Source organism: Paenibacillus sp. J31P190 (assembly GCF_059692075.1).
The window spans coordinates 79,380-101,819 of the sequence record NZ_JCAUAS010000017.1 but is presented as its reverse complement, the minus strand read 5'-3'; the positions used below and the strand labels follow the sequence as shown (position 1 = coordinate 101,819).

Sequence of the window (22,440 nt, the reverse complement as noted above, 5' to 3'; positions counted from 1 at the left end):
AAGGACCGTTTACACCTTTCACCCTGTTTGTTAAGATATGTATCAACAAGCATTTATAAAGTGATTGATTAATCATGATAAAAGTGGGGGTTGCATGAAAACTCTTCAACCGATCCTTTTCATTCGAAATAGATCCAATTCGCTTTTTATACGGCTCATTGCAGGATTTCTATGCATCATTCTTCTACTTGCCACTCTTATCATTTATTCTATCTCGGTTTCAAAGCAGAATGTTAGACAGGAGATTGTTAAGTACAACACGCTGATGCTCGAAAATACGAGTGAGAGCTATGAAAAACACTTGGATCTGGTCAAAAAACAGATGGTTCTGTTTTTTTTCAGTGAAGAAGTTCAGAGGTTGCAGAATAATCCTAGCTATGTCAATTTTCCTGTTATTGTACGTGAAATATCTGGTTTTGCAGCGAATCCCTACCTGTTTATCGATAACATCGTTTTTTATTCGAAGAAGGATGAACTCGTGTTGGAGAAAAGTACGAGCACGAAAGCAGAATCGATGTTTAATGTATTTTACGCAAGCGATAAATATCCTTTGGACTTTTGGAGAAAACAGTTCGAAGAACCCTACACAAGCCGAATTTTCCCATCTACTCCTGTCACTAATTCCATTTTTCAGAACCAGCCGCAGAGGCTGGGTGAAATGATGCCGATCATTATCAAAAATAAAGATGATTTTTACATGGTCGTTTTTCTCGATGCCATGAAAATGTACCAAGCGTTACATCGAAGTATCTATAACGATTTTATGATTTACAACGAATCTGGAGAAATTTTATTTAAGAGTGCGGAACATGAACCGGGCATTTCCTTTGACGATCTTCAGAAATACGGAAGCAAAGACTTCATTCGGGATAACAAATATCATTTTGTGATGACAGGACAGGGAACAGGTAATAAGTATCTCTACCGGGTTCCCGTTGAACGAATTGCAAACCAGTCCCGGTTGAGCATTACACTGATTGTCATTATGGCGGCAGCGATATCGCTCAGCATCATTTTTTCGTTCTTATTTACGGCACGCATCAATAACCCGCTGAAGAGAGTGATTGAGTCTTTGCGTCAAATGAACGACAATGTGCCGTATCGATCGAACATCAAGGAATTTAATATTATTAGTAATGAAATTCACGGCAATCATATGATTCGGAAACAACTCTCCTTTATCAACCATCTTAAAGCTATCCGATATCAAGAACATGAAGCTTGGAAGCTTGATTTTGCCAACAAGCCGTTCGTTTTTGTTCTTTTTCAAATCCAGCCTTACCACAGGAATTCGATTTCAAAGTCATCCATCGAGCAATGGCTTTATTATATGAAGACCTACATAGACAGCAGGCTAAAACCGATATATCCAGATTCACTAACGTTTCAAATTGAACGCGATCAGATATTAAGTCTCGTTTTTACGGATCAAATGACTGTTGTAACCGATCTGCTTGGCGAAATGAAGTCTGTTTTCAATCATGATCGGGAGTACGGCATCGTTACCATTGCGCTCTCTTCGATTTATACGGATTCAGCTCAGTTGACTGCAGCCTACGAGGAAGTTCAGGAACTAGTTGGAGAACGTCTGTTAATTTACGAAACGCAGATTATTCGCAAGCGCGCAGTGACGCAAATGGCCGTCGGCTTTTCGCCCGATCAGGATAAAGAGTTTGAAGTTCATTTGAGAGAAGGGAATACTCAGCAGCTGATTGCACTTATGGAACGTCTGTTTGCCAGATGGCATAGTAAGGAGTTGACGGCTGCCGTGATGCTGCGGTTCGCCGAATCTCTGATCGACAAGATCAAGAGTGCGACTATTCCATATCATCTTGATTCCATTCGATTGGAGATTATATTGGACAAAGCGGGAGAAAGAATCCTGCAATGCAGCACGTTAAGCGATCTGGAGCTGCTTCTGCTTGATTGGGTTACGCAAACATCGGAAGCTATTCGGGAAAAAAAGGAAGAGAAGTACCCGGTCACATCCTTCGTGATTGACTATATAAATGAGCACTTAGCAGAAGAAATATATCTGGATATTTTGGCAGAAAAGCTAAAGATGAGCAGCGGATACTTGTCTTCTTATTTCAAGGCGAAGACTGGCAAGAACATTGTTGACTATATTAATGAAACCCGAATCACGAAAGCGACAAGCCTCCTCACGGATAATCAGATTAAAATTCATGATGCCGCCAAGGCTGTCGGATATCAGAATATAACGTCTTTCAACCGGATGTTCAAAAAATATACTGGAATTACGCCGAGCGAATATCGGAAAAGAATCGACGCCTCCACATCGAACAATTGAAACGGATAGGCCATTTTGGATGGCTTTATCCGTTTTTTTTCTTAAGCGGTATGTACATCTGATTAGTCGAGTTAAATGTCATGGATTAATAGATTTACATAACCTTTAGATCGAATTAATACACATCACACATTTTTTAGATAGATTGGGAGTGTGGTTATCTCATAAATAGTAGGAGGTATCTGTTCGATGAGCCCTGATGAAACAAGTAAGAGCATGAGCAGGAGGGATTTTATTAAAGTCGGAGGGGCGGGTGCGCTGGCGATCACGCTCGGATCGGCAGGTGTTCCCGCCAAATTGTTTGGCGGAGGAAAGGTACAAGCCGCAACCAACGACAATGTGAAGCTGCAATTCAACAACGACGGAAAGTTCAAAATTGTCCAGTTCAACGACATGCAGGACGACGAGCATATCGATCGGCGGACTGTGGAGCTGATGGAGAAAGTGCTTGACGCTGAAAAGCCGGATTTTGTCGTCCTTAACGGCGACAACATTAGCTCGGGCTGTAATTCGGCGATAGAGATGAAGCAGGCAATGAACAACATTGCTCAGCCAATGGAGCAGCGCGGAATCAAGTGGGCTGTAACCTTCGGGAATCACGACGAAGACTCGACTCCGAGCGCTGGTCTGGACGAAGAGGATATGCTGCAATTTTATATGGCGTACAAACATAATGTGAACCAGCCCGGAGAAGGAGGGATTACTGGGACGGGGAATATCAACCTATTGATTCAGTCCTCCAAAGGGTCGAAGGCGGCCTTCAACCTCTGGCTGCTGGATAGTGGAAGGTATGCGCCTCATACGATAGCTGGGCAAGACTTCGAAGGATATCCGGTCTGGGACTGGCTGCGGTTCGATCAAGTGGCGTGGTATTACGAAACCTCCAAAAAGCTGGAGGAGAAACAGGGTTATAAAGTGCCTTCGCTTATGTTCATTCATATCCCTCTCTGGGAGCACCGATTCATGTGGTACGCAAGCGTGGACGGAAGGTCCGAGGCTGACCATGCAAGGGCCGTCGGCAAGCACCAGATTGTGGGGGAACGGAACGAAGATGAATGCCCTGGTCCGATCAATAGCGGCATGTTCTCAGCAATTCAGGCCAGAGGCGATGTCAAGGGCATCTTTTGCGGCCATGATCACGTCAATACGTATCACGGCAACTACTACGGCGTGTTGCTGGGCTATGCCGGAAGCACGGGCTTCGGCGCTTACGGTTTGCCCGGCGCAGATCGGAATCGTCTGCGAGGCGCCCGGGTATTCCAGCTCGACGAACACGCCGAGAACGTTCTTGTTGATACCTTTATGGTGTTCGCCAAGGACTACGGCATCGATCTTACCGCGAACGACCAAAGTGCGGAGCCAGCTCCGATCCCGGAAAACAAGAAGCAAGAGAAGATTATGAAGTCTTAGCCACGCGATGTGGCAAGCGCACAAGACATCCGTTGACTCGAGTACGTATGAGAGGCTGCTTGAACACGAAGTGCAACCATAACAAAGAGCTGTCCCTCGGGACAGCTCTTCCGTTTATCCTGGCATCATTCCCATCATATTTTTATTGGGGCTCTTAGGCTCTTTTACGGAAGTTGGCATTTTTTTTGGAAGAATGAAAAAAAGTTGAACGATCACTGGTTCCGTTCATATACGAGCCGATTCCTGCCAATTACGATTATCCTAACGAAAGGAGGGTGAATAATTGAAAGCGGATTCACTCAACAGGAATCAGCAAAAACGATTTTTCAATAATGGATGGAGGGGATGATTTGAAAGTGAGGGGTTGGATAAAGGCAAGGCGATTGGCGATGGGGATGATATTTGTGTTGGTTTCAGGTTTTTTTAATGTAGGCCCCTTTTTGAATAATTCCGTGGCCGCCGAGACGGCGTCATCATGGCCTCCTGCGGTCTTAACGGGGTTTAATATGCCGTTCGGCCCGGAGGATTCGCTCGTGACGACGCAGAACCCGCCTGATTTTAGATGGCCGGTCGTTCCTGGCTCGGACAAATACGACCTGCAGGTGAGCCGCAGCGCTACGGTTTCGAGTGTTGTCTACGAGAATTCAGAGCTGGCCGTAAACTATTACAATTTCCCGCATGTGTTTGATAGCGGTACCTGGTATTGGCGAGTGAGGTACCATACTTCGGCGGGCGGCTGGTCGGAATGGAGCGTCATTCGCAAGTTTCGTATCGAAGAGCAAAATGTCCCGTTCGTCGTTCCTTCCGCCCTACAGCTCATGAGCCAGGTCGGTAATCAGCATCCGAGAATTTGGACCAAAGCCGATACGCTGCCCGCGTTCCGAAGTTTGGCTCAGACTTCGGGCAAGGAGTTCTATGATGCGAAGTATACTTGGGCAATGGCGAATTTGAATACAGATCCGCCGAAGGCACCGACGTCGGTTGACCGCGCCTATTCCGATAAAGTCGTCAATGAAATGATGGATATGGCCTTCGTCTATCTCATCTCGGGGAACATGGAGGTCGGAAGTAAGGCGAAACAACGCCTGCTTGATATTGCGGGTTGGGACACGAATGGGGTAACCAGCTACAAATCCCATGACCAAATTCATCGCTACATTACATATAAGTCCGCGATGGCTTATGACTGGCTTTACGACCTATTGGAGCCGGTTGTAGAGAAGCCGAAGATTCAGAATATGGTTCAAACCCGAACCGTAACGATGTTGGAGGATCTCGTCAATAACCATTCGATTGCGAAGAATCCATTCGACTCACACGGTTGGACGGCATTCGGCTATATCGGCATCATCGCAACGGCGATGCTTCACGATATTCCAGCTGCCGAAGACTGGTTCCGCAGTGTCGTTCCCGCTTACATCAACTTTATGCATCCTTGGGGCGGAGAGAACGGTGGATGGTCTCAAGGAACGGGATACTGGCAGTATTCGAACTTGTTCGGCAAGGAGTTTATGGATGTCCTTCTGTCTGCAACCGGATTTAATTTGTATGACAAAGCGTTTTCCCGGAACGAAGGCCTCTATCCGCTCTATGCGTGGCCGAAAGGCAGTCCGAAGGGCATCTTCGGCGATGGCAGCGAAGACTCGCCGGGAGGCTACAGCGTGTCCGCCTATACCCGTCTTGCCCAAATGACCGGAGATCCCCGGTTGAAATGGGCGGCACAGGCGGTCGGATCAGGTATGTACCCGGATTTGAGCAACTATTTCTACGGGGATAGTAATCTGGCTGTGAGACCGCCGGTCGATATGCCGGATTCTAGATGGTTTCAGGATATCGGGGTCGTGGCGATGCATTCTGAGTTATACGACCCGGACGCCGTGTCGCTCTACTTTAGATCCAGCCCATACGGCAGCTACAATCATATGCATGCCGATCAGAACAGCTTCATCATCAACGCCTTCGGCGAACCGCTTGCGATTGAGAGCGGGTTTTACGACGACTACGGAACTGACCATCACATGTATTACAACAAGCAAACATTCTCCTCCAATGCGATTACATACGACGGGAAGTACGGTCAGCAGATTAATGACATCAATGCCGATGGCAAAGTGGTCGGCTTCGTCACGCATCCCGATTTTGATGCGGTAAGCGGCGATGCGTCCGTTGCTTATGGCAATGCCTTGTCCAAAGCGGGCCGCAATGTCATCTATGTCAGGCCGAATATGTTCGTCGTCATCGATCAGCTGCAATCGGGGAGTTCGGAAGGCAACGAGTTCGAGTGGCGTCTGCATGCCGAGGATGAGCTTATTCTCGATCAGGATCATGCGGGAGCGACGATACTGAAGGGCCAAGCGGGCCTTAAGGTCCGATTCCACGCTCCGCAAAATCTGCGAACGGAGTATGAGGATAAATTTCTTGGCGTTGGCGGAGCGGTACTAACGCCTGGCGGGGCCTATGCCAGCGAGCAGCAGAAGCATGCGGCATTCATCACGCCGAAGACGGATAAAGCGACGTTTGTTTCGACGCTTGAAGCCTATAAGCGGGATTCATCGCCACAGAATGTTGTTTCGGAAAACCATGGGAATTACATGAAGTTGACGTTCGCCGACGGTACAGTCGTTTATATCCGGATGACAACGATAGGAGATGAAATCGATGCGGGCAGCGTTCGCTTTAACGGAACCGCTGTAGCGCTGAAAGGCGATTCCGTCATGCTTGTCGACGGGACGAAGGTCGTCAAGGACGGCGTCACGTTGATCGAGAGCGATCAACCGTCTACGATCGTGTACGGAAAAGATCGGCTGTCCGTATCGAGTCCATCGGATTCGCAGGTGGCTCTATATGCTCCGGGTGTCGATCGTCTTCGCGATGGCGGCAGCGGAACGGACATTCCGCGCGGCGGATCGGTGACGGACGGCATGGGACTGCGCGGTGCGCATTGGGATAAGGCCGGAAGCACGCTGACCGTTCATGTCGAGAAGGGGCAGCGCGATTTCAAGCTGAACCATATCGCGATGCCGCAGCCGCTCCCCGACTTGACGCTGCAGACCGTCATTGACGGCGTGTCGGGATCGACGACGCTGCATGCTTATAGTGACTCGGAAGGGGCGTCCGTCGCTTGGGGGAAATTGACGAACGAAGCGGGGCTGTACGAGTTGGAGGAGGCTCCATCCGGCTTGCTGTTCGAGCGGCATGGGCAGCGGCATAGCGTTTACCTTGAAGCGAACGCAGGCGTCATTTTGCAAGGCGCGACCGGGATGCTGAAGATGAGGAGGATTGGATCGGAAGCCTCTTCCAATACCGAACTTTGGTCTAATCCGGATCAGATGAGGTCGAGTTTGTATGTCAATTGGCAGGAAGCGGAATCATTCGCCGCCTTTGGCGGCAAGAGCTTTACCAAATATTCGAACCGTCCTTTCCTGTCCGGCGGTGTCGGCTTAGCGGGTTGGGATCAACCGGGACAGTGGGCGAAGTGGACGATGAATATTCCGAAAGCCGGCAAATACGATCTTGTCCTGAAATATACGTCAGGCTTGCCGGTCGGCACGCTTGTAGGCCGATTGGCGATGATCGGAAATCAGGCGTACTATCTTAATGCGCCGATCACGACCGACTCGAATGGCAATCCCAACTGGGGGTCTACTCCCGATGTTTGGAAAGGGCTGCGGGTCAAGACAGGGCAGCAGTTGGCAGCAGGTCCTATCGACATTACAATGTGGCACGCTGGTGGCGCGATGAATCTGGATTGGGTCGGATTGATCGAAGAGCAGCCGGACGAGGTACGACCATTAGCTCCCGCCAATCTGCAGCTGGTTTCTCAAGCAGACTCGACTGCAACAGTTAGTTGGACGCCGTCGACCGATAATGTCGGAATGAAGGAATATGTTCTCTATGTGAACGGTGTGCAAAAGCTGGTTGTCCCGGACGGCACGACGACGGCAACGATCACAGGTTTGACAGCCGGGAAACCGTATTCGGTCACCATTGTGGCCGTGGATACAAGCGATAATCGTTCTCTCGAAAGCGTGCCGCTCAGTTTTGCGGCGATCGATACGACAGCTCCTGTATGGGGAGAGTCGGCATCCCTCCGGGCAGGTCATCTATTTACGACAACCGCAAGATTAACGTGGAGCACTGCAACGGATAATTCGGGCAATGTAGCCACGTATTCGATCTATCGAAAGGATGGAGCCCAGTCGTCCTTCATGAAAGTAGGAACGGTTGCGGGGCATGTGACCGCATACGATGTGAAAGACCTGCTGCCGGGAGCAACCTATACGTTTCGGGTGCTGGCGGCGGATGAGCAAAGCAACGAAACCATCGATGGACCGAGCTTGTCGGTCACGATGCCGAGTGCGGCTAACGTCGGCGAATATTATGAATCGTTCGATCATCTGCCGGCGGGTAATGTAACCGACAGTAACTGGAAGGTGGATTTGAAAACCGGGTCGACGTCGACAGTAACGATCGAGCCGTCTCCTGACTTCATCGGCAACGTCTTGCAGGTGAAAGATTCGACCAACGCGAACAAGGATGACTTTACGGTAGACCCGATTGTGACGAGAACGAACAGGGCGCAAAGCGGGAAGGTCACTTTTGAAACTCGATTCATGTTTAAGAAACTGAGTGACACGAGCCCAGACTCCGATAATTTCGAGCTTAATCTTCGCAGCTTCGGGACGGATGTTGTAAGGTTCACCGGCTTCTCAGACGCGTCATTCGGATTCTGGAAGTTAGATAAAGACGTCCTCTCGTCGTTCAAAATTCCGAAGCAGAGCGGCTTCGCGCTTCCGCGCGACCAGTGGATCACGCTCCGCTTCGATCTGGACACGGCGACGAAAAAGTATGACCTCACGTTGCAGACGGATGCGCTTAAGGGCTATATCGGATTAGTGGAAAATGGCTCGCTGAATCGGTCGACCGGTGTCTTCAAGGTCATGGAGATTCCGTTTTACAACACCCCATCCCTCGAGGGGATCGATTCGTTCCGCTTCAGCACGAACCGATACGCGGGCAAGTACCTGTTCGATTACGTGACGATGTACGATTCTACGGAAGATACGATACCTCCCTCTTGGGAAGGTCAGGCCGCTGTCAGGCCGGTTCAGCTTTTCCCAAGCGTTGCAAGGCTGGAGTGGGATCCCGCAACAGATAACTCGGGAAAAGTAGCTTCGTATTTCATCTATCGGAAAGAGGTCGGACAGACGGACTTCGTAGAAGCGGGTACGGTTACTGGTGGCGTGTACGGGCATGACGTAACCAATCTGACGCCGGGGGGCACCTACACATTCCGGGTCCAGGCTGCAGATAGCAAGGGCAACGTATCGACAGATGGTCCGAGTACGACGGTGACCCTGCCAGCTGTAATCAGCAGCGGGGAGTATTATGAATCGTTCGACGACATGACGACGGGTAATGTGACAGCCACTAATTGGAAGGCGACATTGAAAACCGGATCGACGTCGACGGTAACGATCGAGTCATCTCCGGATTCAAGCGGCAAAGTTCTGCAGGTGAAGGATTCAACCTACGCGTCCGACAGCGACTTTACGGAAGACCCGATTGTGACGAGAACGAACACGGCGCAAAGCGGGAAGGTCACATTCGAAACCCGATTCATGTTTAAGAAGCTGAGCGAAACGAGTCCAAACATAGGCAACTTCGAGCTCAAGCTAGGCGGCGCAGGTAACGATGCCGTGCGGTTTACCGGCTTCTCGGACGGTACATTCGGCTATTTTAACAATGCGACGGCCTACAAGATCCCTAAGCCCACCGGCTTCCCGCTTCCGCGCGACCAGTGGGTTACGCTCCGCTTCGATTTGGATACAGCAGCGAAGACGTATGACCTGACTGTGCAAATGGATGCCCTCAAGGGCTATACGAGCACGTCGTCCGATACAGGCTCGGTTAATCCAACAACCGGCGTATACACGGTCAGCGGAGTCAAATTCTACAACAACTCGTCCGCAACTTCGATCGATTCGTTCCGGTTCAGCACGAACCGATTCGCGAGCAAGTACTTGTTTGATTATGTGGCGCTGTATAAAAAATCGGTTGCTCCGCCGGACGCCACCTTCACCGCAGATAAGACAACACCGACCAATACGGATGTCACCCTAATGATCGGTTACCCGGCCGACGCGGCGATAAAGGAATATAAAATAGGCTCCGGCGGCTCGTGGACGACATACGCAGCCCCTATCGTTCTATCGGTAAATGACACGGTTTTTGCACGAGGAACGAGTTCGGGTGGCAAGGTGTCTAATGTGACGAGCTATACGGTAAGCAATATCGATCGGACGGCTCCGATGACAAGTGCTAGTGCATCCCCGTCGCAGCCGGACGGACCGAACGGCACGTACATGGGGCCGGTCACGGTCACGCTCTCTGGCAGCGATGACGCATCGGGCGTGGCGAAAACCGAGTTCAGCCAGGATAACGGGACTTCCTGGCAAACTTATACTGCGCCCGTCACGTTCGACAAGCAAGGATCCTACAGGTTGCTTTTCAAGTCGACGGATCTGGCGGGAAATATAGAGCCCGTCAAGCAGCTTGGCTTTACGCTTGCAGCGACCGCCGTCAAGGTGCAGCTCAAGGACAGCAGCGGCAATCCGCTCAGTGGCGGCGTCATATCGTATTATGACGGCAGCTGGAAAGATTTCGGAGTCACTGACGCATCCGGAACGGTTAGCAAATTGTTGCCGAACAAGTCCTATGCCTTTGCGATAACCTATGAAGGAACACGCATGCAGAAGTCGCAAAACACGGGAACAGACGCCGTTGTCCTCTTCCAGACGGTAGGCGTCAAGGTACAGCTGAAGGATAGCCGAGGGAATCCTCTTAGCGGAGGCAGCGCCAGTTATTACGCGGGGAGCTGGCGGACGATCGGCACTGCAGTGAATGGCGAGATCAGTAAAGAACTGCTGCCCGGATCCTATTCCTTCGCGATGACGTACGAAGGCACGCGCTTGCAGAAGGAGCAGGATACGGCAGTGAGTGCTGTCGTCAACTTCCAGACGGTGAACGTCAAGGTACAGTTGAAAGACAGTCAAGGGAATCCGCTAAACGGAGGCAGCGCTAGCTATTACGCGGACAGCTGGCGAACGTTTGGAACGACAAGCGGAGGCAAGACGAGCAAGGAGCTGTTGCCCGGCTCGTTTACGTTTAGTATCGCATACGGAGGAATAAGAAAGGAAAACGTAGCCGATACCGCTGTAAGCCCAACGATTGTTTTTCAGATGTGAGTCTTTTTATGGATCCGGCACCTAGGGGTGCCGGATTTTTCATTATTTGTAAGTTTTGGGTTGACCGAGAGGTTACCCCTTATTTACACGTCAGAATTTATTTTTTTATACATAGATAATGATTCGACTCGGTAAATGACTATGTGATTAGGAATAAGCTAGGCAAGTTGTACAGTGTAGTAAGAAACGTGCCCCATAAATGAATAAGCTTTTTTGCGGAAATTGGTATTATTATTAGAAAAGCGTAAAGTAGTTGCAAAATGATCAGTTCTGTTGATTTACCGATGTTGAAGTGATGTCTTATGATGACGATATCAGGCAGGTTAACGCTTTTGAAAACGAATACATAATCGCTTGATGCAGAACAATCCGTTTTTCCGAAGGACAAATAAAAAGGAGGGTGTATTCAACTTGATACAAAGAAAAAAAATGAAAAATGGAGCCCTTGTATTCACCGTAATAACAGCGTTACTAGCAGGCTGTACGGGTAAAGAAAGCGGTACTGAAATTTCAACTTCTCCCCCTAGCCCGAACGCATCAGCGGGTGCAACAGCCTCAGTTAAACCAGCTGAAGCGGCAACGCTACGTTTATTAACCGAGCTATCAAGTGCCTGGCCTGTTAAGAAAGATTGGGCCGTATGGAAGTGGGTCAAGGAGAAGACGAACATCACAATCAATCAGGAGACGCAAACGGGTCCAGAGTCATTAGCACTTGCCATCGCATCTGGAGACATGCCGGATTTAATGTCTGTTTTTCCGCCTGACGCTCAAAAGTATGGGCCGCAGGGCGCTTTCCTGGATTTATCCAAACATCTGAACAAGATGCCTAATCTTAAATCCTTCCTGGTTTCCAGACCCGATGTTGCTCAAAGAATGACGTCGCCGGGTGGAGAAATGTACCATGTGCTTAATGATGGTATGGGGGCAGGAAACCAGACCGTCTATTTTTATAGAGATGATATTTTCAAGAAGCATTCCCTCCAGGAGCCGAAGACGTGGGATGAGGTATACGTAACTGCAAAGAAACTAAAGGAACTATACCCTGACAGCTATCCATTCGTTTTCCGGCATGGCATTAATACCTTGAAATACTTTGCTCCAGCGTTCGGAATCTATCCAACTTTCTTCGAGGACAAGGCTACCGGTAAAATCAAGCATGGGGTGACCGATCCGGGTTTCAAGAAAATGGTAGAATATTTGAACAAATTCCATAAGGAAGGTCTGACGCCGCCGGATTGGCTCTCGATGGACTATAAGGCATGGACACAATTCATTACAACGAACAAATCGTTCATGACCATTCAATTTATCGGTCAGATCGAAATCATGAACACGCAGCTTCAGAATGGCGGAAATGGCGCTCATTTGAAATTCATGGCACCGCCGGTCGGCTACGGCAGCAAGGCGTATATTCCAAATACGAACTTTGAAGAATTCGGATTCGCCGTATCCTCCAAAACGAAAAATTTGGACGCCGCATTGCGCTATCTTGACTTCATCTATTCCAAAGAAGGGAAGGACATTCTCAGTTGGGGTAAAGAAGGAGAAACCTATACAGTTGAAAACAACAAACGTAAGTTTCTGCCACGATTCAAAGAGCCTAATGACCTGCGTAAAGAAATGGGTATGTTTACGACAGGCGCTTATGGGCTGGCTGATTTTGAGGCCTCGAAGTCGCTTAGTAATGAAAATGAACAGTATTCCTACTCGGAAGCTGCTAAGTATCAATTCCCTGTCATCAACGCGCTGCCTCCATTAACAAGCGAAGAGAAAAGTGCTATTTCACTCGTAGAGGAACAAATTAACAAATATTATGAATCATCTGTAGCCAAATTTATTTTGGGTGAGAAGCCAATGACTGAGTGGGATGCTTTCCTGGCTGAGCTGAACAAGATGGGCTCGCAGAAGCTGATTGATGCCTATCAGATTGGATTGGACCGACTCAAAAAAAATAATAAGCAGTGATTGATAACGAAAGGGCCGAACGCCTGCTGACGGTGTTTCAGCCCTTTCTCCTCAGGAAGGAGAACCAGCTTTGAAGCCATCCATTATAAAGCAAATAAAGCGCGATCAGATTTTTTTGCTGCTGCTGGCACCCGTGCTGGTCTATTACATTCTGTTCAGATATGTTCCCATGTTCGGAATTGTCATATCTTTTAAGGACTACAATTTGTTCAAGGGTCTGACAGGGAGTCAATGGGTAGGTCTTAAATATTACAAGCTGTTCCTTGAAAATCCCGATGCCCTTATCATTATCAAGAATACCGTAGTGCTCGGGGGATATAAGCTCCTTTTTGGATTTCCCGCTCCGATCATACTGGCTCTTTTATTGAATGAACTTCGAAGTAAGGTATACCAACGATTCGTGCAAACGGTTAGTTACCTTCCTTATTTTCTATCTACGGTAGTCGTTTCAAGCATTATTGTTATGTTACTATCGCCGAGCACCGGCTGGCTCAACCATATGTTTCAACGGTTGGGATTTCCGACCATCAATTTTTTGCAGGAATCCGAATGGTTTCGAACGATCTATGTCAGCTCGGAAATATGGCAGCAAGTGGGCTGGGGCTCTATTATTTTTCTTGCCGCAATAACGACCATTGATCCGCAGCTGTATGAGGCGGCAAAAATGGATGGTGCTGGCAGGTTAAGGCAGATCTGGCATGTGACGCTTCCCGGAATTGCGACGACGGTGGTTATTATGTTCATTCTGCAGATCGGTCATGTTTTGGAAATCGGTTTCGAAAAAGTATTTCTATTGTCCAATGCTGCGACTTACGACACGTCGGACGTCATCTCTACTTACGTTTACCGGGTGGGCCTATTGCAAAGCGGATTCAGTTACGGCACGGCTATTGATTTATTTATGGGGATCATCGGTTTCATCCTAGTATATGCGAGCAATAAGCTCAGCCGCAGATTTGGAGAAACAAGCCTATGGTAAGGGAGAAGATGAAGTTGATTAAACGCACTAGTCTATTTGACATTGTTAACGTCCTGCTGATGGGAATCTTCGCGTGTTGCATGTTGTTTCCCTTCATTCATATGGCAGCAGTTTCAATAAGCTCTTCCGAATATGTGACTGGAAATCAGATCAGCCTATGGCCAAAAGGTATCAATTTCGACGCATACAAAGCCGTTCTTAAGGACAACCGTATTCTGGTTGGCTACAAAAATACACTCATCTATGTTGTGCTCGGAACCACACTTTCACTTATCTTCACCACGATGGGAGCCTATTCATTGTCGCGAAGAAATCTCGTCTTCGGCAGAGCGTTTATGATGATCATCGTGTTCACCATGCTTTTCACAGGCGGATTGATCCCAACTTATCTCGTAGTTCGCAGCTTTGGTTTGTTAGATACTATATGGGCAATGTTATTGCCCGGTCTCGTTTCCTCCTGGTTCCTGATCATCATGCGCACATTTTTTCAAGGCATTCCCCGGGAGCTTGAGGAGTCCGGTAAAATCGACGGACTGTCTGATCTTGGCATCCTGCTAAGAATTATTCTCCCCCTGTCTAAACCCGTGATGTTGACGATTTCGTTGTTCTATGCCGTCCAAATCTGGGGCAACTTCTTCTCCGCACTTATCTATATACGGGATGCAAGCTTATATCCGCTTCAAGTTACGATTCGGAATATCGTCCTGATCGGCCAACTTACGGACACCACTGTAAGTACGGCAATCGGAGAAAAGGCGGTCGTATTGGAATCGCTGAAGTATGCTGTTATTCTCGTGGGCACACTTCCAATTCTTTTGGTGTACCCTTTCATTCAGAAGCATTTTGTTAAAGGCTCAATGATGGGGTCAGTAAAAGGATGAATCACAGGGGGAAATCAAAGAAGCTTGGAAAATGGTGGAGGGGGATAAACGATGGTTAAATCGTTTTGGAAGAGCAAATTGACGGAAATTGAAGCAGGTTTGTTGAATGTCACGATGGGCAAAGCTAGCGGGCTAACTTCCTCGGCAGGCGGACGAAACATTTATATAGTTGAATACGGCGAGAAGGAGGACTTCGGACGGAGAGCCAATTACAATTCGGCTTGCGGGGCAGGAAAACCGGAGCATTACGCACTTAAAAGGAAGGAAAACAAACCCGTTCTATTGATTGTCGGAGGCATTCACGGCGGCGAACTGGAGGGGATCGTCGCTGTAATGAACCTCATCCAACTGCTCGAAACAGGGACGGATTACCGGGGGAAACGGCATGATTATTTATTTGAAAATGCCCATAGATTCCGGCTGCTGCTCATCCCCTGCATGAATCCCGATGGACGAGCAAGGCTGCCGGTCGATTCATTGATCGATGTCCCATACGAGAAGTTCGTCTATTATATGCAGGGAACCTGGAAAGACGGCACGCTTTGTTCATGGCCAGACTGCAAAGCGGTTCATCCCATCAAGGATGCTGCGGACGATCTCGGCTCTTATTTTAACGATGATGGCGTTAATTTGATGCACGACAATTTCTTTGCTCCGATGGCAGAGGAGACCCGTGCGCTGCTCGCGCTTGCCGATGCGGAAGCACCAGATATGTCCATATTACTGCATGGTGGTGCAAATAATGAAAATCATTTTTGTGAAATTCCTTATTTGCCATATGTCGTCATGCAAAAACAGCAGGAGTTTAATCATAGACTTGTTGATGCTTTTGCGTTGCAGGAACTGCCATTTACGGAAAGGAATCAACTGGTCGTGGATGATGGGAGGAAGTCTAATCCTTCGTTTAATCTAACATCTGCGATCCATCACATATGCGGTGGAATGAGCATGACTTTCGAATCCAATATGGGGTTAGCGGCTCCAGGAATTAAATTAACGACGGAGGAGATTCTGGACAGCCACTTCGTATTGTTTGAGGAAATGTTCCGATTTAACTTGAAAGAAGACTAGGGTATATTCTGAACGACCTCAACCACATTTATAAGCTCCGAAACAGGGCTGTTCTATAAGTAGGTATAAATCTACTTGAGACAGCCCTTTATGTTATGGGTCCGATAAAGTGGCTTGACGCGACTGCGCGGCCTGTTCAAACGTCACTTCGAAATCTCTTTTATTAGATTATTGTTTTATTGTAAGTAAATTTGTTGAATTTATTCAACTTGAGATATTAGAAACTTATATTTGGCTTTATCGATTCACAAAATAGATAAGGCTACTTTCACAACATCCTGCAGAGATTGCCGATCTGAAGCGGTTTTGCCTAGTACATAAAGGCCGTTGCGCGTATTAACCAAAAACCTTGAAAGCTCGCGTAGCGTATGGTGGAATTTCATTCCACCCTGTTTTTGCGCCTTCAATAGAAACTGGTAAAATCGAGACTCCATATCGAGGTTAAAAGCTTCAACCCTACTGGCGATGCCGGGATCAATTGCTGCAAGCTCCATGGCCGTATTTGCAATAAAACATCCCCTTCGCTGCGTTTCGTTCCTCAAGGCACTGTCGATCACCTTATCAAAGAAATGGGCAAGCACCACTTTAGGAGAACCGGATTCCTCTAAGATAGAAAAAAGTCTATGGTTGGAAACTTGACGGAACCGATCCAGGCAGGTCAAGAAAAATTGATTTTTGTCTCCGAATGTATCATACAGGCTTCCACGGTGAACACCCGTCTTTTCCACAAGGTCTTGAATAGAAGTTCTTTCGTAGCCTTGCTGCCAAAATAGCTCCATGGCTTTATCTAAAGCGAGTTCTTGATCAAATTCTTTTGGTCTAGGCATAGGATAACCTCCTTAAGGATAGTATAGTAATTTAAGAACGCTTAGTCAAAATAAATAGCTAAATTACTTTGAATATTGTTGACCTCAACTTCGAAAAACCAAAGGTGTATCCTCATATCCAAATATTATAGTTGACTGATCATTCTTGAATGGCGTATAGTTGAGCTTAGATAACGCAGCCGATAACGATTATCTCTCTGTCTATTTGAGAATGATCGTTCTTTAATTATTATGACTTGAAATCAAATTCAAATGGAGGGTATTTATGAGTAATTGAATTGAAAAATTAATTAAATCCACCACGGTGGGAAAATTAGAACTAAAGAATTTTGGGAAGCTTTGGGAGGGGTAAACAAAGATGTTTAAGATGAAGAATACTTCTATCGATGTGAAAGATCAGGGTGTTATGAAAGAAGGTGTGGTTACCCTTCTACTCGGTATAGCGATCGTACTCGTCATCATGAACACGATGATGTTTAATTTGGCATTACCTGCTGTTTCAAAAGATTTTCATCTGTCTGCTTCATCTACCTCTTGGATTGTGACGGGTTACTCTATTGTTTTCGCGATGGCATCCATAACGTATAGCCGATTAGCTGACTTCATTCCAATCCGAAGGCTCTTTATTATCGGAATATTATTTCTCAGCCTTGCGGCAATCGCCGGATTGTTCAGTAACAATTTCCTCATGCTGCTAATCGTCCGCATTCTGCAAGCATCTGGAGCAGGTTCAATCCCTGCCTTGTCCCTAAACTTGATTTCCCGGTATGTTCCGGTTGAGCGGCGGGGTAAGGCAATGGCTCTGATTATGTCTTCCATATCGCTAGGTCTTGGCTTAGGTCCAGTCGTCGGCGGAGCCATTGTCCAATACTTAGGTTGGCATATTTTGTTCGTCGTAACTGCAGTTACTTTGCTGTTAGTGCCTTTCTTTGTAGTTCTCATTCCGAAGGAGGAGCCGCGTAAAGGGTCTTTTGATGCCCTAGGCGCACTATTTATTGGCGTTGGAACGACAGGACTTCTGCTTTTCTTAACCAACCACTCATGGTTCATGTTGATGTTCGGACTTGTCGCTCTTGCCTTATTTATCATCCGCATTCGATCGGTTAAAGAGCCTTTCGTACTCCCATCACTATTCTTGAATCGGTCTTTTCTCATTCTAGGAGCTGTGGGGATAGCAGCGTATCTTTGTAGCTTTGCTACACTATTCCTAATGCCGCAGATCCTTGTTAAACAGTATGGCCTAAGTGCTATTCAAGCCGGTCTTGTCATTTTTCCGGGCTCGATATTAGCCGTGTTCGTATCCCGACGGGTTGGCCGTATCATTGATGCGCGCGGAAACAACACGATTATCAGAGTTCTACCTTTGTTCCTTCTCGCTTCTGTCATTTTGTTCGCCTTGTTCGAAGGAACTTCATTTGTTTCGATTATGTTAATTTATATGCTAATGAGCGTTAGTATCACTATTTTGAATAGCAGTGTATCTAATGAAATGTCTAGAATACTGCTGCCATCACAGATTGGATCAGGACTCGGTCTATTTCAACTTCTCCAATTTTTTAGCGGAGCTTTTGGTGTTGCTATGACAGCAAGTGCCCTTGTTTGGCAGAAGAACATCCCTCAAGCGAGTGCTTATAGCAACATCTATTGGGGTCTAACGATAGTGGTAATTCTATCCATCGGTTGCGCAATTGGTTATCTCAGAACGACATTGAGAAAGCCACAAATGGCATAAGACTTATGATTTATGTGGAAATTAACTTTTGGACAATAAAAATTATCTCAGGGGAGAAGATTAATCATGAATGCAGTTAAACAGAGTGAAAGTTGAGACTTCTTATATTGTGTCCCAGCGCATTTCTAATGCACAATTGATTATTTATCCGGATTCCGGTCACGGATTCCTGTTTCAATACGCGGATTTGTTTGCCAAACATGTTTCCATGTTTCTAAATAGAGATTAATCCGACTAAGTAACGATAACACCAAAAACCAGTCCAACACCATTTCGTGTTTTGGCTGGTTTTTTGTTATTCGGGTCGTATAGTCTTTGATTTTTTCTTTGAGATTTTGCTTCGAATTAGATGAAGGATAAAGAGTAGCGGGATATACCCATAAATAAAATAAAATCCAATCTCAACAACATTTTTTCCTAACCAGTCGATCTCAACGCGATCGTTGAATGGAAGAGAGGCCAGAAAGAATGCTATAAGGATAAAGAATAGTGACAATGAAGGTTTAAGATTCGTAACTCTTTTAATAATTCTTGTACAGCTCCAAATCGAGAGACAAAGCATGGGGATAATAATCATAAGCAAAATAGATATAAAAATAAATTCAACCCTTGCAATAAGTGAAAACTCAATCACTTTTATCATGACCAAGGTTGGCCAGTAGGTATGCCTTAATAACCCCTGACTAAAATATATGAGGGTTACAAACATTAGTAAGGAGTACTTGAGTGTGCTTAAAAATAAACCGAGATGAGCCCATTTTACATTTTTCTCGGGGGCTTTTATAAATGGAAAATAAATGAGTAAACTTTCGAATCCCATAAACATGACGCCTGAGTATTTAGGAGACGTGAGCAGATCTTTTATAGAATGATTAAGTATAGGCAATATATGAATAACATGTCCATATTGGATATTGAAGTACAGTAACAATGGTATCAGCATCGAGAAAATAACCCCGAAAAAACAGTAGCCGGCTAATACTCGAAATCCTCCAGAAACGATGTAATAGATGATACAGATGAATAGGAATGCCAGAATCCAGGTTCTAAGGGTTGGAAACATCCAAACTTGTATGATTTCGATGTAGCCGCGAAAGAGCGTTAGAGCCAGTATAAAATAGTATCCGACCATCACTAAAGAAACGGCATTCCCAATGAATTTACCAAAAAGTATGCGATGTAAGTCGATGACATCTTTGGCTGGATGGCCAAGCATCTTAAATATCATCCAAATGATGACATGAAGGCTTAACCCCATTAAAAGAACGGAGATCCAAGCATCGTTGCCTGCAAATTCAAAAATTAAATGTTGAAGACTAAAGCCACCAACTCCGACCATAGAAGCATGGATGAGGAAAAATACAAAGAAACCGGAGATCAAGTAGTTTTCCTTTACCGCGTTCTGCACTAATGTCCAACTCCCAATGATAATATTCTAACATCTGTCTGCACATCAAATTGTATGTTTGGGTAAATTTGAGCAGTAAATTTTTGCTCATTCCAATTCCGTTGGCGAGATCTATGAAGATTGCCTATCCCAATGGGATCGACAAGATTCTTTTGGAAATTTTCCAGCGTGGCTTTAATTTCGGCTGTTAAGTTATTTTCGATTTGTTTCTTTAAATCAAGCATATCGTTGTTGTTTTCAAAAACTTTTAAGGTTACTGGATATTTTCCGAGGTCAATATCGAGCTTAAGTGAGATTAAGGCTTTTTCATTTTGTACGATCATTTTTCGTTTCGCGTAAATAATTTTAAATGAAATTTGCTCGTTTTGATCATTATTGAAGATATATGTGCTTTTCTTGATGTTGACTTTATCGTCTGTAAGGAGTTTAATGAATAAACCTTTATGATTTGTCAGCAAAAGCTTTAATTTATCACCATGAAAAACACCTACACCATCCATTTGCAAAACACCTTTAGGGTCTTTTACCAAAATGGGCAAAAAAACATCTTGGCCTTCTCCAAAGTATTGGTCAAGAAATATATGGCCATTTGTGGAAGGTGTATTCCCGTTCTCCATATTTTGTTTGATCAGATTTGATAAATAGATGGATGGATATTTTAAAGTTTCAGCTAAGATATCTCTAGCCTGATCAGTTGATAAAACAAGTGTAGAGCGATTACTAATAAGGGGGTCTCGAACAACGGTGCTGGCAAGCTCTGAAATTCCTCTTCTTGCTATTTTTTCACTAATGACTAATGTCTGCAATTGACCGATTGCAATCTGGCGATCCGATTGCGAAGTGAAAATTGGAAGTACCTCAGTTAACGTTTTACCTTTTCCATCAAGCAAAAACAATTTCGCTTTCTTTTCATATGCAGAATAGGTGGCACTCATCTTAAATGTATTTCCTTGCAAGTCGTATCCCATAGTTTGTATGAGCTTAACCCGATCTATTATTTGTTCTTTTGCGCATCCCGATAAAATAAAGCAAAAGAAAAGGAGGGGGAAATATCTTTTCATTGACTCTAGTTCCCTTACTTAGAAATTTATTCGTTATTGTAATCGTCAGGAATATCCTTCGATTTGCTTACCTTATATCTTTTCAACGAGAGCGGGCGAAAGTAACGAGGTCGATTAAAAGTAAGACTGAGCGAGGAGCGAATAAAACTATCTTTGAATTCACGGAAACGAAATGGGAACAAAGGAACTATGTAGGGAGTACCCAACGATTTCAATCTCAACAAATGGCCTAAAAGAAGCGTGAGCCCAATTATTATGCCTAAACTACCCCATGCTGCCGCTAAGCCTATCAATGGAAACCTTAGAAAACGTATAGTATTAGCCATTTTAAAGATGGGTGTAGTAAATGAGGAAAGTGCAGAAAGAGAAACAATGATAATTAATACATTACTCGTGAGAGAGGCTTGCACGGCTGCTTGCCCTAGTACGATACCGCCTACAATCCCTAAAGTTTGTCCGACTTTGGTTGGCAATCTGACGCCAGCTTCACGTAGTAGTTCCACGGTTAATTCTAATTGCAATACTTCAAGAAACGGCGCAAAGGGGACGTTCGCTCTAGATTGGATAATCGGGCCTAGAAGAGATTGCGGTATGACGGAATAATGAAAAGTTAACACGGCAACATAGAAGGGAGTTGCAAGAATAGAGAAGGCAACCCCAAAATACCTTATGCATCGAAAGAAAGAAGCCAAAACCCATGGCAGATAATAATCTTCGGGTGAGACGAAAAAATCAAACACGGTGGTAGGTCCGGCTATGAAATAAGGAGACCCGCTGCTAAATATGGCCACTTGGCCGGCTAAAATACTATATTTTGCCCTGTCTACGCGTTCCGAAGACATAAATAAAGGGAATGGTGAATTTGCGTTATCCGTTATGATTTGGTCAAGAATAGAACTATCAAATAACACATCATCACCAGCATCTTCAATTCTTTGTCTTACTGTATTTACATGCTGGGGGTTGCAAACACCGTCCAAATAAACAATCGTTACTCTTGATTGGGAAAGTGAACCTACTATGTACTCCTCAAAACGTAAATTCTCAGAAATAAGCTCTTTTCGAAGTAAATTTAGGTTGGTATCGATATCTTCGACGAAGCCGACTTTCGGACCAATGACACTGTATTCGTTATCCGCTTCATTATTAAGCCGATACCCGCGTCTTAGATCAGCAACATGGACTAAAAGCCCTTCATTTAAATCAGGTTCCAGCTGAACATAAATGAAGCCTTTCATCAAACTTTGTGAAATTTCGTCCACATTTGATGATAACTTGATATTCTCCAGCGGAATCACATTTTTTAACACAAGAAGATGATTTATTTCTGCTTCTGAGACTTGAATCCGGTGCAATAATTCATTCTGAATAAGTTCCTGGTCTACAATGGCTTTGCAATATGTAAAGTGAATCCGGGTAGCGTGGATAGTATGCACAGTTTGCACAAAATCATTCGATTTGAAGGTATCTTTCAAAACCGTGTGTATATTTTCTGGAATTGGAATCAACACCTCTCAGTCATATCTTCCACTTATTATGAACATGGAT

Annotated in this window: 13 protein-coding genes; 9 read left to right on the top strand and 4 right to left on the bottom strand. The window is 45.7% G+C overall.

Annotated elements, in window-relative coordinates:
• Positions 1-94 precede the first annotated feature (94 nt).
• The 7 genes from AC58U0_RS25430 to AC58U0_RS25400 all read left to right on the top strand — a co-directional run bounded on the left by AC58U0_RS25430 (position 95) and on the right by AC58U0_RS25400 (position 15,864).
• A complete protein-coding gene (locus AC58U0_RS25430) occupies positions 95-2,311 on the top strand; it encodes a helix-turn-helix domain-containing protein (protein WP_497381698.1) in 2,217 nt (738 codons plus the stop codon).
• Between the two features lie 189 nt (positions 2,312-2,500).
• A complete protein-coding gene (locus tag AC58U0_RS25425) occupies positions 2,501-3,721 on the top strand; it encodes a metallophosphoesterase (RefSeq protein ID WP_497381697.1) in 1,221 nt (406 codons plus the stop codon).
• Positions 3,722-4,077: 356 nt separating this feature from the next.
• A complete protein-coding gene (locus AC58U0_RS25420; RefSeq protein ID WP_497381766.1) occupies positions 4,078-10,968 on the top strand; it encodes a fibronectin type III domain-containing protein in 6,891 nt (2,296 codons plus the stop codon).
• Between the two features lie 411 nt (positions 10,969-11,379).
• Positions 11,380-12,933, top strand: a complete 1,554-nt coding sequence (locus AC58U0_RS25415; RefSeq protein WP_497381696.1) for an extracellular solute-binding protein — start codon at positions 11,380-11,382, stop codon at positions 12,931-12,933.
• A gap of 70 nt (positions 12,934-13,003) precedes the next feature.
• Positions 13,004-13,912, top strand: a complete 909-nt coding sequence (locus tag AC58U0_RS25410; protein ID WP_497381695.1) for an ABC transporter permease — start codon at positions 13,004-13,006, stop codon at positions 13,910-13,912.
• An 8-nt stretch (positions 13,913-13,920) separates the two neighbouring features.
• A complete protein-coding gene (locus AC58U0_RS25405) occupies positions 13,921-14,793 on the top strand; it encodes a carbohydrate ABC transporter permease (protein WP_497381765.1) in 873 nt (290 codons plus the stop codon).
• A 51-nt stretch (positions 14,794-14,844) separates the two neighbouring features.
• Positions 14,845-15,864 carry a M14 family zinc carboxypeptidase gene (locus tag AC58U0_RS25400; RefSeq protein ID WP_497381694.1) on the top strand — a complete coding sequence of 340 codons (1,020 nt, stop codon included), beginning with the start codon at positions 14,845-14,847 and terminating at the stop codon, positions 15,862-15,864.
• 245 nt (positions 15,865-16,109) lie between these two features.
• Here AC58U0_RS25400 and AC58U0_RS25395 read toward each other — a convergent pair whose 3' ends face one another.
• Entirely contained in the window at positions 16,110-16,691 is a 582-nt protein-coding gene (locus tag AC58U0_RS25395) for a TetR/AcrR family transcriptional regulator (RefSeq protein WP_497381693.1), read from the bottom strand.
• Positions 16,692-17,049: 358 nt separating this feature from the next.
• On the opposite strand from AC58U0_RS25395, the gene AC58U0_RS25390 reads away from it, so the two are divergent.
• Together AC58U0_RS25390 and AC58U0_RS25385 are read left to right on the top strand one after the other, a co-directional pair.
• Positions 17,050-18,423, top strand: a complete 1,374-nt coding sequence (locus AC58U0_RS25390) for an MFS transporter (RefSeq protein WP_497381691.1) — start codon at positions 17,050-17,052, stop codon at positions 18,421-18,423.
• 70 nt (positions 18,424-18,493) lie between these two features.
• Positions 18,494-18,652: an alpha/beta fold hydrolase gene (locus AC58U0_RS25385; RefSeq protein ID WP_497381690.1), complete on the top strand. Its 159-nt coding sequence runs from the start codon at positions 18,494-18,496 to the stop codon at positions 18,650-18,652.
• 66 nt (positions 18,653-18,718) lie between these two features.
• On the opposite strand, the gene AC58U0_RS25380 is transcribed toward AC58U0_RS25385, so the two are convergent.
• The 3 genes from AC58U0_RS25380 to AC58U0_RS25370 are packed head-to-tail and all read right to left on the bottom strand — an operon-like array spanning position 18,719 to position 22,403.
• The gene (locus AC58U0_RS25380; RefSeq protein WP_497381689.1) at positions 18,719-19,831 is read right to left on the bottom strand and encodes a GerAB/ArcD/ProY family transporter; all 1,113 of its coding nucleotides are present in this window, start codon (positions 19,829-19,831) and stop codon (positions 18,719-18,721) included.
• Complete coding sequence (locus tag AC58U0_RS25375; RefSeq protein WP_497381688.1) at positions 19,831-20,892, bottom strand: Ger(x)C family spore germination protein; 1,062 nt, start codon at positions 20,890-20,892, stop codon at positions 19,831-19,833. Before AC58U0_RS25375 ends, AC58U0_RS25380 begins: the two co-directional genes overlap by 1 nt.
• Before the next feature lie 26 nt (positions 20,893-20,918).
• The gene (locus AC58U0_RS25370) at positions 20,919-22,403 is read right to left on the bottom strand and encodes a spore germination protein (protein ID WP_497381687.1); all 1,485 of its coding nucleotides are present in this window, start codon (positions 22,401-22,403) and stop codon (positions 20,919-20,921) included.
• Positions 22,404-22,440: the final 37 nt, after the last annotated feature.

Coding starts and splice junctions, on each gene's coding strand:
- AC58U0_RS25395 (WP_497381693.1), bottom strand. CDS start 16,691: ATGCCTAGACCAAAAGAATTTGATCAAGAACTCGCTTTAGATAAAGCC.
- AC58U0_RS25375 (WP_497381688.1), bottom strand. CDS start 20,892: ATGAAAAGATATTTCCCCCTCCTTTTCTTTTGCTTTATTTTATCGGGA.
- AC58U0_RS25400 (WP_497381694.1), top strand. CDS start 14,845: ATGGTTAAATCGTTTTGGAAGAGCAAATTGACGGAAATTGAAGCAGGT.
- AC58U0_RS25390 (WP_497381691.1), top strand. CDS start 17,050: ATGTTTAAGATGAAGAATACTTCTATCGATGTGAAAGATCAGGGTGTT.
- AC58U0_RS25405 (WP_497381765.1), top strand. CDS start 13,921: ATGAAGTTGATTAAACGCACTAGTCTATTTGACATTGTTAACGTCCTG.
- AC58U0_RS25430 (WP_497381698.1), top strand. CDS start 95: ATGAAAACTCTTCAACCGATCCTTTTCATTCGAAATAGATCCAATTCG.
- AC58U0_RS25425 (WP_497381697.1), top strand. CDS start 2,501: ATGAGCCCTGATGAAACAAGTAAGAGCATGAGCAGGAGGGATTTTATT.
- AC58U0_RS25385 (WP_497381690.1), top strand. CDS start 18,494: ATGCAGTTAAACAGAGTGAAAGTTGAGACTTCTTATATTGTGTCCCAG.